We start from the raw sequence: 14418 nt of genomic DNA, 5'->3' as shown, positions 1-14418 counted from the left end.
TGTGGTGTGGTTCAGATTGCATACACACCACAAATCCTTGTGGGAGCGAGCTTGCTCGCGATAGCGATCTGTCAGACACCGCTTAAACACCGGCCAATAATTATCGGCTTCCTCCGTAGGAGCATTCCTACTGTTACCCACGATCGTTCAAGTTACTGAATGTGTAACCGCGCTGCGCCGAGACGGGGCGTAGGGAAACGCAAAGGCCCGTTTTCAGGGCTTTTCAGGGTTGCTGAAAAATAAGGGATAACGCTGCGCTTGCCGGATTAGAAGGGTTTGCGAATAATAGGCCCGCAATTTGCAGCATAGATCGGTTCATCGTCTTTTGCTCTTGCATGAATTTCAAGGGCTGTCAATGTGCTTGGGCGGGTTTCTCAGTGCTTCTGTAATTTGTTGTCGCATTGAAGAAATATCGGCTTCGGGCCTGTCGTTAGAATGCCGATCACTCGCTCGTCGTTGCCTGCTTTGAAATCAGTGTTGAATTCAACGCAAGAGTCCTAGGACGCTGCGCCGCTTTCCGGTTTCACCCATTCGCATATTGGGCTGTCGCTCACTCTGCCGTTTTCGCCCTTTACCGATGGAGTCCTAAGATGAAGAAACTCGTGCTTCTTGGCGCCCTGGCACTGTCCGTGCTGTCCCTGCCGACATTTGCCGATGAAAAGCCTCTGAAAATTGGTATCGAAGCGGCGTACCCTCCGTTCGCCTCCAAGGCCCCGGACGGCAGCATCGTTGGTTTCGACTACGACATTGGCAACGCCCTGTGCGAAGAGATGAAGGTCAAGTGCGTGTGGGTCGAGCAAGAGTTCGACGGTCTGATCCCGGCACTCAAAGTGCGCAAGATCGACGCGATCCTGTCGTCCATGTCGATCACCGATGATCGCAAGAAGTCCGTGGACTTCACCAACAAGTACTACAACACCCCGGCACGTCTGGTGATGAAGGCTGGCACGTCGGTCAGCGACAACCTGAGTGAGCTCAAGGGCAAGAAAATCGGCGTACAGCGTGGCTCGATCCACAACCGTTTCGCTGAAGAAGTCCTGAAGCCGCTGGGTGCTGAAATCAAGCCGTACGGCTCGCAGAACGAAATCTACCTGGACGTGGCTGCCGGTCGCCTCGATGGCACCGTGGCTGACGCCACCCTGCTGGATGACGGCTTCCTGAAAACCGACGCCGGCAAAGGTTTCGCGTTCGTTGGCCCTGCGTTCACCGACGTCAAATACTTCGGCGACGGCGTAGGCATCGCGGTGCGTAAAGGCGACAAGGCCGAGCTGGACAAAATCAACGCTGCCATCGCGGCCATCCGCGAAAACGGCAAGTACAAGCAAATCCAGGACAAGTACTTCAACTTCGATATTTACGGCAAGTAAATCGTCGCAGCTGTCTGTCCGAAATGGCGCAAGCAACAGGATCTCTGAGGTTTGCGCCATTTTTTCATCCCAATTTTCGAGGACCTGAATCATGTTGAAAGGCTACGGGGCTGTCATCCTCGATGGCGCATGGCTGACGCTTCAGCTCGCCTTGTCGTCCATGGCCCTGGCCATTGTTCTGGGTCTGATCGGGGTCGCGTTGCGCCTGTCGCCGGTACGCTGGCTGGCCTGGCTGGGCGACCTGTATTCCACGGTCATTCGCGGTATTCCTGACCTGGTGCTGATCCTGCTGATTTTCTACGGCGGTCAGGACCTGCTCAACCGCGTGGCGCCGTTGCTTGGCTATGACGACTACATCGACCTGAACCCGTTGGTGGCCGGTATCGGCACCCTGGGCTTCATCTTCGGTGCGTACCTCTCGGAAACCTTCCGCGGGGCGTTCATGGCGATTCCCAAAGGTCAGGCCGAAGCGGGCGTGGCGTATGGCATGAGCAGTTTTCAGGTGTTCTTCCGGGTATTGGTGCCGCAGATGATTCGCCTGGCGATTCCGGGCTTCACCAACAACTGGCTGGTATTGACCAAGGCGACCGCGCTGATTTCGGTTGTCGGTCTGCAAGACATGATGTTCAAGGCCAAGCAGGCGGCAGATGCCACCCGCGAGCCTTTCACCTTCTTCCTCGCAGTGGCGGCGATGTACCTGGTCATCACCAGTGTCTCGTTGCTGGCATTGCGTCACCTTGAGAAGCGCTACTCGGTAGGCGTAAGGGCGGCTGATCTATGATCTTCGACTACAACGTCATTTTCGACAGCCTGCCGCTGTACTTCGGCGGTTTGCTGACGACTCTGAAACTGCTCGCGCTGTCGCTGTTCTTCGGTTTGCTGGCGGCCCTGCCGCTGGGGCTGATGCGCGTTTCCAAGCAGCCGATCGTCAACATGAGCGCCTGGCTGTTCACCTACGTGATCCGCGGCACGCCGATGCTGGTGCAGCTGTTTTTGATCTACTACGGCCTGGCGCAATTCGAAGCGGTACGCGAAAGCTTCCTCTGGCCGTGGCTGTCCAGCGCGACCTTCTGTGCGTGCCTGGCGTTTGCGATCAACACCAGCGCCTACACCGCTGAAATCATCGCCGGCAGCCTGCGCGCCACGCCGAACGGCGAGATCGAAGCGGCCAAGGCCATGGGCATGTCGCGCTACAAGATGTACAAGCGCATCCTGTTGCCGTCGGCCCTGCGCCGGGCGCTGCCGCAGTACAGCAACGAAGTGATCATGATGTTGCAGACCACCAGTCTGGCGTCCATCGTGACCCTGATCGACATCACCGGTGCCGCACGTACCGTGAACGCGCAGTACTACTTACCGTTCGAGGCGTACATCACCGCCGGCGTGTTCTACCTGTGCCTGACGTTCATTCTGGTGCGCCTGTTCAAGTTGGCCGAGCGCCGCTGGCTGGGCTACATGGCCCCGCGGAAACACTGATATGGAACGCATCGATCACGTCTTGCCGTGGAGCCACCTGGGCAGTGAACGCCGGATTTCGGTGTTCCGCTTCGGCCAAGGCGAACGTAAGGCCTACATCCAGGCGAGTCTGCACGCCGATGAGCTGCCGGGGATGCGCACGGCCTGGGAGCTGAAACAGCGCCTGGCCGAACTCGAAGCCCAAGGCGCCCTGAACGGCGTGATCGAGCTGGTGCCGGTGGCCAACCCGTTGGGCCTGGGTCAATTGCTGCAAGGCAATCACCAGGGCCGTTTCGAGGCGGGCAGCGGCAAGAATTTCAACCGTGATTTCGTTGAGTTGAGCGAACCGGTGGCGACGCAACTGGAAGGGCGGCTGGGGGATGATCCTCACGCCAATGTCCGCTTGATCCGCCAGGCCATGAGCGATGCGCTGGTCGCATTGCCGCCCGCCGCCAGTGAGTTGCAAGGCATGCAGCGTGTGCTGCTGAGCCACGCATGCACGGCGGATGTGGTGCTCGACCTGCATTGCGACACGCAAGCGGCGCTGCACATGTACGCCTTGCCGCAACACTGGCCGCAGTGGCGTTCGCTGGCCGCGCACCTGGATATGCGGGTCGGGCTGCTGGCGGAAGATTCCGGTGGCAGCTCCTTCGATGAGGCGTGCTCGCTGCCGTGGTTGCGCTTGTCGCGCCGGTTCCCGGACGCGCAGGTTCCGCTGGCCTGTCTGGCGACTACGCTGGAACTGGGCGGTCAGGCGGACACCACGCGCCCGCAGGCCGAGGCTCACGCCGCAGGCATTCTGGCATTCCTTGCGGAGCAAGGGTTGATCAGCGGCGAATGGCCCAAGCCTGCGCAAGAGCCTTGCGAAGGCGTGCCGTTCGAAGGCACCGAGTTGCTGTTTGCACCGCACCCCGGCGTGGTGAGTTTTCTGCGCGAGGTGGGCAGTTGGGTGGAACCCGGCGAGCCGATTTTTGAAGTGATTGATCCTTTGGCTGATCGGGTCAGCACCGTGTGTGCTGGTACGGCCGGCGTACTGTTTGCCGTGGAGCGGCTGCGGTATGCCCAACCCGGTTTCTGGCTGGCCAAGGTGGCGGGGCGCGAAGCGCTGCGTCACGGGCGCTTGCTCAACGACTGACTGACTGTTTTTGTGAGAACCGACCGCATGTACAAACTTGAAGTCCAAGACCTGCATAAACGCTATGGCAGTCACGAAGTGCTCAAGGGCGTGTCCCTGGCAGCAGCGGCGGGTGATGTCATCAGCATCATCGGCTCCAGTGGCTCCGGCAAAAGTACCTTCCTGCGTTGCATCAACCTGCTTGAGCAGCCGCACGCGGGCAAGATTCTGCTGAACAACGAAGAACTCAAGCTGATCCCGAACAAGGACGGCGCGCTGAAGGCGGCCGACCCGAAACAGCTGCAACGCATGCGTTCGCGCCTGTCGATGGTGTTCCAGCACTTCAACCTGTGGTCGCACATGACCGCGCTGGAAAACATCATGGAAGCGCCGGTCCACGTACTGGGCATGTCCAAGGCTGAAGCACGCGAGAAAGCCGAGCATTACCTGGCCAAAGTGGGCGTGTCCCATCGTAAGGACGCCTACCCTGGGCACATGTCCGGCGGCGAGCAGCAACGTGTGGCGATTGCCCGTGCGTTGGCGATGGAACCTGAGGTGATGCTGTTCGACGAACCGACCTCGGCACTCGACCCGGAGCTGGTAGGCGACGTGCTCAAAGTGATGCAGGCCCTGGCCCAGGAAGGTCGGACCATGGTGGTGGTGACGCACGAAATGGGCTTTGCCCGTGAAGTGTCCAACCAACTGGTGTTTCTGCACCAGGGTGTCGTCGAAGAGAGCGGCAACCCGCGTGAAGTGCTGGTCAATCCGCAATCCGAACGCCTGCAACAATTCCTCTCGGGCAGCCTGAAGTAATCAGGACTGCCGTTGCGCACCGGGATAGTGCATGCTTCGCAGCCTAGAGGCTGGCTCCGACCCCCTGTGGGAGCTGGCTTGCCTGCGATGGCGGTGTGTCTGTACCAGAGATGCAATCTGGCCTACCGCTATCGCAGGCAGCCAGCTCCCACATTTGATCTCTGTTGGTTTTGAGATTTGCGTTCATTTACGGGCTAGCATTGGCCCATGCCTTCATCACTGTTTTCGTTTCGGATTGCCCGCCATGACTGCCCATCGAATTGGTTTCCTGATTTGGCCCAGCACTAAAGCCTTGACGCTGGCGCTGGCCGAGGAGGCCTTGCGTGTTGCTCAGCGCGTGCATCCAGACGTTGTCTACGAACTGTCGTTCTTGCAGGCCGAAGCGCCTGGCGAAGGGGCCTGGCAATTGCCGGGCGAGCCTTGGGCCGGCAAGCTCGAAGGCTTGCAGAAGCTGTTTTTGCTGGCCGATGAGCCACCGACGGCGCTGGCGCCGGCCCTGAGCAGCGCGCTCAAGCAACTGGTTCGCGCTGGTTGCGTGATTGGCGGTTTGTCGGCCGGTGTCTATCCGCTGGCCCAGTTGGGCTTGCTCGACGGTTACCGCGCGGCGGTGCACTGGCGCTGGCAGGACGACTTTGCCGAGCGCTTCCCGAAAGTCATTGCCACCAGCCACCTGTTCGATTGGGATCGTGATCGCCTGACGGCTTGCGGCGGGATGTCGGTGCTCGACTTGCTGCTGGCAGTGCTGGCCCGCGATCACGGCGCCGAACTCGCCGGCGCGGTGTCTGAAGAGTTGGTGGTGGAGCGCATTCGCGAGGGCGGCGAGCGTCAGCGGATTCCATTGCAGAATCGTTTGGGCTCCAGCCACCCGAAGCTCACGCAAGCCGTGTTGCTGATGGAAGCCAACATCGAAGAACCGCTGACCACCGACGAAATCGCCCAGCACGTGTGCGTGTCCCGTCGGCAGTTGGAGCGGATTTTCAAGCAGTACCTCAACCGTGTGCCGAGCCAGTATTACCTCGAGCTGCGCCTGAACAAGGCCCGGCAGATGTTGATGCAAACCAGCAAGTCGATTATCCAGATCGGCCTGTCCTGCGGTTTCTCCTCGGGGCCACACTTCTCCAGCGCTTATCGCAACTTCTTCGGTGCCACGCCGCGTGAAGACCGCAATCAGCGGCGCAGCAGCAGCCCGTTTGAATTGTCGTCAGTCCCTTCAGAGCGCGGTTGATCGAGCCCGTCACCCGGGTTGATAAGTTCTTCAATGCCGAAATGCACGCCTGTGCGTTCGAAGTAGGCAATCAGGTTTTCCAGGCTCTGCCCTGAAAAGCGATTGCCGCTGAAGTTGAAGCCTTCAGCCCTCTCCAAAGGCAGTTCCAGCAGCGTGCCGGGGATTTCGGTGAAGGCGTTGTCACTGAGGTCGACCCATTCCAGTTCCGCCAGGTGAAACACGCCGTGCGGGACTTCCCTGATCCCGGTGTCATTGAGCCGCACGGTGACGAGTGTCGTCATTTGGCTGAGGTCGGGTGCCTGCCCCAAAGGGTTTGAGCCCAGGTCGAGCGTATCGAGCTGTTCCATTTGCGCCAGTGCGGCCGACGTGCGGGATGACAGGCTGATACGGCAGTGCGCCAGTGACAGCGCCCGCAGCTGACTCATCGTGAACAGGGCGTCGGGGAGATTGCCCAGGTTGCAGTCGCGCAGGGTAAGGCTCCTGAGGTTGGGAAAAGCCTCCAGAAAACCTCCGATACCCGTCACGCCCTCGGCACTGTGGACCTCCAGCGCAGAGACGTGGCTGAAGTCGCCTTTCAGGGTTGGCAGGTCGCCATGAATGAGGGTGTTGACGATGAGCTCATAGGTCGGCTCAAGCGCGTCATTGAAGTCGTCCTGCCCGGTTTCGCGCCGCCAGCACTGCTCCAGCCGTTGCTTGAGTGCGCTGCGGTACTCACGCTCGATTCGTTGTTGTGGTGCATTGAAGGGTTCGCCACTGCGCGGATGCAGGGCTGGCAGGTCGGCAACCCAGGCTGACAGGTCATCGCCGAGTTGGGCGAGTTCAGTTTCCAGTCGTTCCAGTTCGAACCGACCGTCCTCCAAAGTACCGGGCAAGTCGTACACAAAATCACTCGCCTGCCTGGGCTCTGTATTGGGGTACAGCGCGGTGACGCGTTCGATGTCCGCCTCGGGGGCGTAGACCCCCACGTCATAGGCGCTGCTGAAATAGTGGTGCTTGATGAGTTCCCGCGCGGAGCTGGAGAGCGGGTTGTGCCCAAGTTGCACGCCGTGTTTGTGGTAAACGGGGCTGTCGAACAGTTCGCTGGGGAGCTCACTGATCTTGTTGCCCGACAGTTTGGCGGTGTTGAGCTTGGGGTGGCGTATTACACCGACAGGAACTTCGGTCAGACCGGTGTGGCTCAGGTCCAGGTGAACCAGTTCGGGCAGCGATTCGAGATTCGGCACCGCAGTGAAAGGATTGCTCGACAGATCCAGCATGACCAGGGTGTTCAAGGAGGCCAATTTCGCCTCGTCGCTCGCATCGAACCGGATGCCGCAATCGCTGAGAATCAGCGTGTCCAGATGGGGCATCCGCGTCACGGCGTCGGGGAAACGTGGCAGGCAAAAACGTCGTAGCTCCAGACGTTGCAGCCCTTTGAAGGACTGGAGAAATTCGGGGACGCCCTGCATCGCCCGACTCCCTTCCAGGGACAGATGCGACACATGGCTGAAATCGGCATTCAGCGTCGGCAAGTCGCCGAGTATCGGTGAGGTGAAATCCAGCGTGTATCGGTCGGCGTCGTCGGGGGTATTGAAATCCCGTTCGGATTGCCGGCGCCAACTGCGCAGGATTTCCTGGGCCAGTAACCGGCGATTGTGTTGCGCGGCCTGGTGTTCCAGATCACTCAGCAGGGCCCGCGTTTCGGGGGGGGCAATGGGGGGCTCGGTCAGCCAGGTGCTCAGGTCTTCGCGCAGTCGGGAGAGATCGCAGGCCCGACGTGAGAGTGCAGCGTGGGGCCCGTTAGGGTCACGTTGCAACTCAAGGGCAATGCGCTGGCGTTCATCCGGCGCAAGGCTGGGGTAAACCTCGCGGACTCTGCTGTCGAGGGTGGGGACCGTGGCGTGATTGCGCGGGTAACCCTGATGGCCGCCCGGCAGGCGCAGGGTCGTCGGATCGTAGAACGGTTTTCGACGGGGATGTTTTGCAAACAGTCGACGCAGTGTCGGTTGATCGGTGATGTGCTGTGCGATGCGTTGCTTGAGGGTTTGTCCTTCGTCGATGGCAAGGTTCGGCTCCACGTACTGCGCGTCGGGTAATGCCTGAAGCAGGGCTGCATAAAAGTCGCCGGGGTGCCGTACGGGTTGATTGCCGTCATAAACCTGGTACGTGGCGTCCTCGGCACGTATCAGAATGCCCAGGGCTGGCGCGTCAATCGGGCCGATGCTGTCGCGCAGCGGGCCGTCATGGGAAAAATCCCGAACTTCGATCCGCAGGTCGGCGGGCCAGCCTGGCAGTGAGTCAAGGCTGTGCAAGGCCAGTCGGTGGGTGTCTGCGGTTTCCAGCGAGGCGCGATAAAAACCCTCGCAGGCTCGCGCGGCGCGCACTGCCTCCATGGCTTTCAGTGCGGCCTCCTTGAGGCGTTGGGGCGCTCGCCCCCCGTGCAGTTGCAGCCATTCGCTGCCGGTTGCATTGCTTAGCAGTTCTTGCGCGATGTCTGTCGGCAATCCCTGGGCTTCGACGAGTAGCGGCTGAACCTTGAGGTCGTGCGTGTTCTCAAGTGCCCGGTATCGGGATTCAAACAGCGATTTGCGCGTGTTCGGGGCGATTGCTGAGTGAAGGTCGCGGTCGAGCCTGAAGCGTTTGATGCAGTCGGTCAGCAGTGAGGGCGGGGGAAGGCTCTCGACGTGCATTTCGCGCAACACGTCGTCGTGGTAGCCACTGATGCACAGGATCTGCTCACGCTCGGCGCTGGAAAACGATTCGACGCTGTGGCCGAGGCGACGCATGACGGTCTCGCGGTCCCAGCTCAACGGTTGCTCGAACTCTGTGTGCCAGGCGCCATGGTGGTTATGCCGCAGGCGAGGTTGACGGGCGTCGGCGCGGCCGGGGTGTTCAATGTGAAACTGGCCGGTGCGGCGGTTCAGGCGCACGGCGTAGAGGCTGCCTTCCAGTGGCAGGAAGTGTTTGCCCAGGTGTTGATACAAACCCAGGGCGTCGGGTTTGGCATCGGTCGGCAAGGTGAGGGGCTGAGCGTATTCGTACAGGTTCATGTGCAGGTTCCCTGGTGTGTGGAGTAGGTCCAAGGAAAACAGGCGCTGATGGGCGCTGTGCGGTACATAGTTGCCGTGTGGCGGCGTGTGTCATGCAGCAAACCCGGCCGGTGCCGGGTTTGTGCAATCGAGCGTTACTGTCGGGTTGTCAGGCCGTGGTCGAGTGGCCTTGGTCGCGTTGGATCATTCGTCGACTTCGCTGCCCTCGGAAGATGAAGTCGCCAGTTCTGCGTTGTCGATGACTTGATCAATGCCGAAATCCTCTCCGGTTCGCTGAAAGTAGGCGATGAACAATTGCAGGCTTTCCTGGGAGAACGGATTGCCCCGAAAGTTAATCGCTTGAGCCACCTCGACCGGCAGTTCCAGGATGTCGCTGGGGATGCCGGTGATGGCGTTGTCGCTGAGGTTGGCGATCTCCAGTTTCGTTCGACTCAGCAGGCCGGGTGCAATGGCTGAAATACCGGTGTCGTGGAGGATCAGGTGCTTGAGTTTCGGCATCTGGCTGACATCGGCAGGCAGCCCCAGCGGGTTGCCGCTCAGGATCAGGCGCTCAAGATGTTCCATGCCGGCCAATGCCGCCTGTGTCTGCGTGGTCAGGGTGATGTCGCAGTCGGGAAGTTCCAGTGTTATCAATTCACTCAGGTAAAAAACTGCCTCGGGAATGGTGCGTAACGCGTAGTCGCTGAGGGTCAGGTGCAGCAGGTTGGGGAAGCAGCGTAAGAATCCCTGGACGTCTGATGTGACGGCCTCTTCACCATCCAGATAAAGACGTGAGACATGACCGAAGTCCGCCGTCAGCGTCGGCAACGTTCCATTGATGATCTCGTCGGTGTACAGCTCGTAGCGGGCCTCGCCTGCTTCATTGAACCCTTCCAGGTCGGACTCGCGCCGCCAGCATTTCTCTACGGTTTCCTTGAACGCGTCACGAGCAAAGTGTTCCTCCGTCAGTTCTTCAAGGGTGAAGGGCTGGCCCGTTCGCGGATGAACGGCGGGAACATTGGATGTCCACACGGCCAGATCGTTGCCCAGCTTGGTGTACTCGGTTTCCAGGCGCGTCAGTTCGGTGCTGCCGGCTTCCAGGTTTCCGGGCAGTTGGTAGATGAAGTCGCTGGCTTCTTCCCTGTCCAGAAGCGGGTATAGCGCCTGGATCCGGTCAATCTCGGCGGGGTTGGCCATGACGCCGAAGTCTTGGCGGTTTTTGCCAAAGTAGGCCTTGATCTGTTCGCGGCTTGTCTGCGAGAGAGGGTTGTTACCAAAGTCCATGCCTTTGCTGATGCGGGTGGGCAGATTGAAAAAACCCGGCGCCAGGTCGGTGATCCGGTTGTCATTGAGAATCGCTGTATGCAACTTCGGGTGGCCGAGGAGGCCCTCCGGCATGCTGCTGATGCCTGTGTTGGAGAGGTCGACGAAGTTGAGTTCAGGCATCCCCCGCAGATTGGGCGAGAACCCCAGCGGGTTGTTGTAGAGATCCAGCGTCACCAGGTTGCCGAGGGATGAAAGCGTTGCCTGCGTCTCGGGTGTCAGGGCGATGCCGCAGTCGCTCAGCAGCAATTGATTGAGCGCGGGCATGGCGGATAGCGCTGGCGGGAGTTCGCCGAGGGCAACATTTCTGAGTTCGAGGCGGGTCAGGCCGCTGAAGTGTTGCAGAAAGCGTGTGATGCCCTGTGGGGCGCCGCTGTCCGTCAGCGACAGCGTCGAGATGCGGCTGAAGTCTGCCGTCACGCTCGGCAATTCGCCCACGAGCGGTTTGGAGAAACTCAACAGGCATTCGACACCGTCAGCGGCGTCGGTAGTGCGGGCAGTGATTTGCCGACGCCAGCCACGCAGCATTTCGGCCCTGAACCCAATGCGCGCTTCTCTGTTCTCCATCACCTGCGCGGCGCTGAACCTGTGACCGGTTTGAGGGTGAAGGTGGGGCAACTGGTTGGCCCAGGCATGCAGCTCATTACTCAGTCGCGTGTATTCGCCTTGCAGCCGGGCAATTTCCATATGGGCGCCAGCGGGGTGGTTGTGCAGTTGGCGGATGACCTCCAGCACTTCTTGCGGGTCGAGCGCCGGGTAGAGCTGACGAACTTGTTGATTGAGCTCCGGCCCTCCTGGCAGCAGGCGATCATAGCCGTCGGCCCCGCCGAGAAGGCGCATGGTGCGTGGGTCATAGGCGGGTTTGAGTATCGGGTTTCGTTCCAGGATGTTGCTCAGTTCACTGCGCTCCAGGGTGTGGTCGTGCAGCATCTGTTTGAGTGTTTGCCCTTGGTGGATATTGATCTTCAGCGCATTGCGTTCAGTGTCTGGCAAGGCATGAAGCAGCGCGCTGTAGAGGTCTGTCGCGCCGCTCAAGTGCAGGCCTTTGTCGTCATAGGCCTCGTACTCTCCATCCTCGCGCTGCACCAGCACTTTGCGAAGGGGGGCGTCTTGTTTGCCGATGCGGGTACGCGTGTGGCCACCGAATGAGTAGTCCTGGAGGTCGATGCGAACATCGGACGACCATCCCGGCAGGCGTTCAAGGGAATGGAACATCAGCAGGTCGGTGTCCGGGTTTTCCAGTGACGACAGGTCAATGCCTTCGTAGGCTCGCGTCACGCGGACCTCTTGCATCGCCCAGCGGGCCAGTTCCTTGAGGCGTTGCGGTACGACCCCGCTATGCATCTGTTGCCGCTCGGAACCACTGGCGTGCTCCAGCAGTTCGGTTGCCACGCTGAGCGGCAGATCCGTGGTGGTGTCGATCAGTTTTTGAACCCTGGCGTCATGGCTGTGTTCAAGGGCGCGGTATCGACGCTCGAACAGCGATGCTCTTTGGCGGGTGGCGGTTCGGGCGAGTTTTTGTCTGAGTGTCGCGGTGCGTGCGCTCAGTGACAGGGGCGGCATGCCCGGGTCTTCTTCCAGCAGGGTTTTCTGCTCGGTTTCGCTCAGGTGGGCCAGCAGGGTTTTGAGCAGGTCGCCGTCGGTCAGCCGGCCCTCCTGAACCTCAATGCCGGTTCTTGCGGGGTTCGTGGTTTCCCAGGCGATGTTCCCCTGTACATCGAGCAGGCTGAGGCCTGTGCTTTCGGGCCATAGGAAATGTTCGGTGAGTAACTGGAGTTGGGTCTTCGCATCGGCGTTTGAGTACTGTTCATGATGCTCGCTGCCGAGGCGCTCGATAAAGGTTTGCAGGTCTTTGTCGATGTTGACCCGTTTGAGGGTGTCGGCCAGCAGCGACGGCAGCGGTTCATGCTCGACATGCATTTTGCGCAGGGTGTTCTCGTGCAGGCCGCAGGCCTTGAGCGCACGCTCGCGTTCGGCAGGGGAGAGCCTTTCGCTCAGAGGCCCCAGGCGACGCAATACGGTGTGGCTGTCCCATTCCAATGGTTGGTCGAGTTCGGTCTGCCAGGCGCCGCTGCCGTTGTGTTTGAGCGCCGGGCGGTAGGCGTCGGGGCGGCTGGGATGCTCAAGGCGATAGTCGCCGGTCGGGTCTTGCCTGACGGCGAAGCGCTTGCCGTCGATGTGCACGAGGGTTTTGCCGTGGTGCTGATGCAGCCCTGACGCATCGGGAATCGAGGGCAGTGGCAGGGCCGCGGTTTGTTCGTAGGGCGCCAGGTCGGGCTTCCAGTAAAGGGTTTTGCCGTTCGGCGCCTGTACCGGTTTGAACCGGTCAATGAAGGCGACAACCTCAGTGGGAAGTGCACTGCGAAACTCCCCGGCGGCGATGACGCCACCTGCGGCGAAGGCCCCCAACTGGACCAGCGACTCAACGACCGTCATCAGGTGCTCGAACGCTTCGACAGTCTGCCCTTGCGCCCAGTCGATGACCCCTTCGAAGGCATCGTTGACCAATTGATAGGCCATGTAGGCCAGCATCAATTCCCCAAGAAACGGCACAAAGGGCAGGGCGACGAACGCGGCGATCTGCACAATGGCGGACACCACGCGGGTAAAGGAATCCCAGAGTGCCCAGCGGGCCTGTCGGTCTGCGGCGGCGGTGGAAACGGCGATGACGCGGGCGTCGTTGAGGATCTTGTTCAGCTGTTCCCGGTAGAGATGGGGCCAGGGGCCGCGATGGATCGGCGTCATGGAAAACTGCAGCTCGGGGCGCTCGACCGGCGTTTCACGCCATGACGGCAGCGGGTCACCGTAGGGGCGTTGATGCCAGGTCACCTGGTCCAGGCGATCAGCCAGGTTGCCAAAAAAATGCCCTCGGTCTTCGTGGGCCACAAAGCGGCTGAAAAACTGTTGGTAATCGGATGTACGCAGTTGGCGGGTGAGGGTTCGCATCAGCTCGGCCGTCGAGGTGTATTCCTTGATCGGGTGTTCCGGGTCATCGGGGAGGTAGGCCACGATGCGTGCGGCATGGCGTGAGCGTTCCAGATTCGGTGCAAACACCACGATGCCCGTCAGTTTGGCGGACATGATCGTCAAGTCGTGGCACAGCAGGGGTTCGTTGCCGAGTTTGATGCCGTGCGCGCCGTCGGCCAGTCTCTGGATCAACTGAAAGAAGTCGTCCTGAATGTCGCCATTCATCCGCGCCAGTTGCAGTGCCGCTTTCAGCGCGGCTTTCTGGCTGGCCTCGATCCGGGGGCGCAGCACCGCCGCGACCACCGGATTGGAGACACCCAGGTTTTCCTCAAGGTAGGTGCGGTACTGGCCGCCAATGTCCAGTTCCCGACACAGGCGGGTAAAGGCCTGGACGGTGATCTTCTGGTTGAGTGCGGGCAGGGTGTCGAACTGTCCGGTCGAAGTCGGCGCGGTGATGAACGTCGAGTCGGGTTCGTAGGCGTCCTTATCGGTTTCCTGCTCTTCGAAGTTGTGCAGCGCTGCATTCAGCAGTGAAACCGTCCAGGTGCGGGCAGCGCCTGACTGGATCGGGAACCAGGGAATGGTCGCGGGGATGTACAGGCGCAAGAAGGTGCTTTTAACGTCCAGGTCCACGCTGAATCGTTCTTTCAGGGCGTTTCTGAGCAGGGGCTCGGCGAAGGCGTAGGCGTCTTGCAGGTTTTCCAGGGTTCGGTCGACAGGGTTCTGGGCCATCCAGTGCGCGGCATTGAGTCGCCCGAGTTCGGCATGTTGCGGGGCCGGGGCCGTGCGCAGTCGATGTGTCAGGAGGGGGCGTGCCTTGCTCAGTGCCAGGCGCCTGGCGGGTGAGGCGTTGCCGAGCCAGTGTGCGAACGTGTGTGCGAGCGGGGGGAAGTGAGTGTCGGTGTGGGCGAAATAGGTCGCGTCAGCCAGGGCTGCGTGCGCCGGTTCGTCGGGTAATTGCATGGTGCTGATCCGTTAGCGCTTAAAGGGCGTCAAAGGAAACAGGATGAGCCGATGGCGGTGCGGTACATATTTAGGCGCGCGGGCATTCATCTCGCGCCAAGCCTGCCGCAAATCCGCGCCAGCAGTTTAAACTGCGCCTTTGCGACGCTATTTGTCGCATTGCCGTAAACCCGGAGAAATCAG

The 14418-nt window shown here is 60.5% G+C and carries 8 protein-coding genes; 6 read left to right on the top strand and 2 right to left on the bottom strand.

Annotated features, from left to right (window positions below):
- Window positions 1-590: 590 nt before the first annotated feature.
- From AABM54_RS19125 to argR, 6 genes are all read left to right on the top strand, one after another.
- A complete protein-coding gene (locus tag AABM54_RS19125) occupies window positions 591-1367 on the top strand; it encodes an ABC transporter substrate-binding protein (RefSeq protein WP_347901550.1) in 777 nt (258 codons plus the stop codon).
- A gap of 91 nt (window positions 1368-1458) precedes the next feature.
- Window positions 1459-2148 carry an ABC transporter permease gene (locus tag AABM54_RS19120; protein WP_347901549.1) on the top strand — a complete coding sequence of 230 codons (690 nt, stop codon included), beginning with the start codon at window positions 1459-1461 and terminating at the stop codon, window positions 2146-2148.
- Window positions 2145-2843: an ABC transporter permease gene (locus AABM54_RS19115; protein WP_347901548.1), complete on the top strand. Its 699-nt coding sequence runs from the start codon at window positions 2145-2147 to the stop codon at window positions 2841-2843. The genes AABM54_RS19120 and AABM54_RS19115 overlap by 4 nt, the downstream gene beginning before the upstream one ends.
- A 1-nt stretch (window position 2844) precedes the next feature.
- Complete coding sequence (locus AABM54_RS19110; RefSeq protein ID WP_347901547.1) at window positions 2845-3957, top strand: succinylglutamate desuccinylase/aspartoacylase family protein; 1113 nt, start codon at window positions 2845-2847, stop codon at window positions 3955-3957.
- A 27-nt stretch (window positions 3958-3984) separates the two neighbouring features.
- Complete coding sequence (locus AABM54_RS19105) at window positions 3985-4749, top strand: ATP-binding cassette domain-containing protein (protein ID WP_347901546.1); 765 nt, start codon at window positions 3985-3987, stop codon at window positions 4747-4749.
- A gap of 244 nt (window positions 4750-4993) precedes the next feature.
- Window positions 4994-5974, top strand: a complete 981-nt coding sequence (gene argR / locus AABM54_RS19100; RefSeq protein ID WP_347901545.1) for a transcriptional regulator ArgR — start codon at window positions 4994-4996, stop codon at window positions 5972-5974.
- Here the strand turns inward: argR and AABM54_RS19095 are convergent.
- Both AABM54_RS19095 and AABM54_RS19090 read right to left on the bottom strand, forming a co-directional pair.
- Window positions 5917-9003 carry a hypothetical protein gene (locus AABM54_RS19095; protein ID WP_347901544.1) on the bottom strand — a complete coding sequence of 1029 codons (3087 nt, stop codon included), beginning with the start codon at window positions 9001-9003 and terminating at the stop codon, window positions 5917-5919. The genes argR and AABM54_RS19095 overlap by 58 nt on opposite strands.
- Window positions 9004-9186: 183 nt before the next feature.
- Entirely contained in the window at window positions 9187-14235 is a 5049-nt protein-coding gene (locus AABM54_RS19090) for a DUF6543 domain-containing protein (RefSeq protein ID WP_347901543.1), read from the bottom strand.
- Window positions 14236-14418: the final 183 nt, after the last annotated feature.

The organism is Pseudomonas purpurea (assembly GCF_039908635.1).
GTDB classification, from domain to species: domain Bacteria; phylum Pseudomonadota; class Gammaproteobacteria; order Pseudomonadales; family Pseudomonadaceae; genus Aquipseudomonas; species Aquipseudomonas purpurea.
This window is presented reverse-complemented; position numbering and strand designations above follow the sequence as displayed.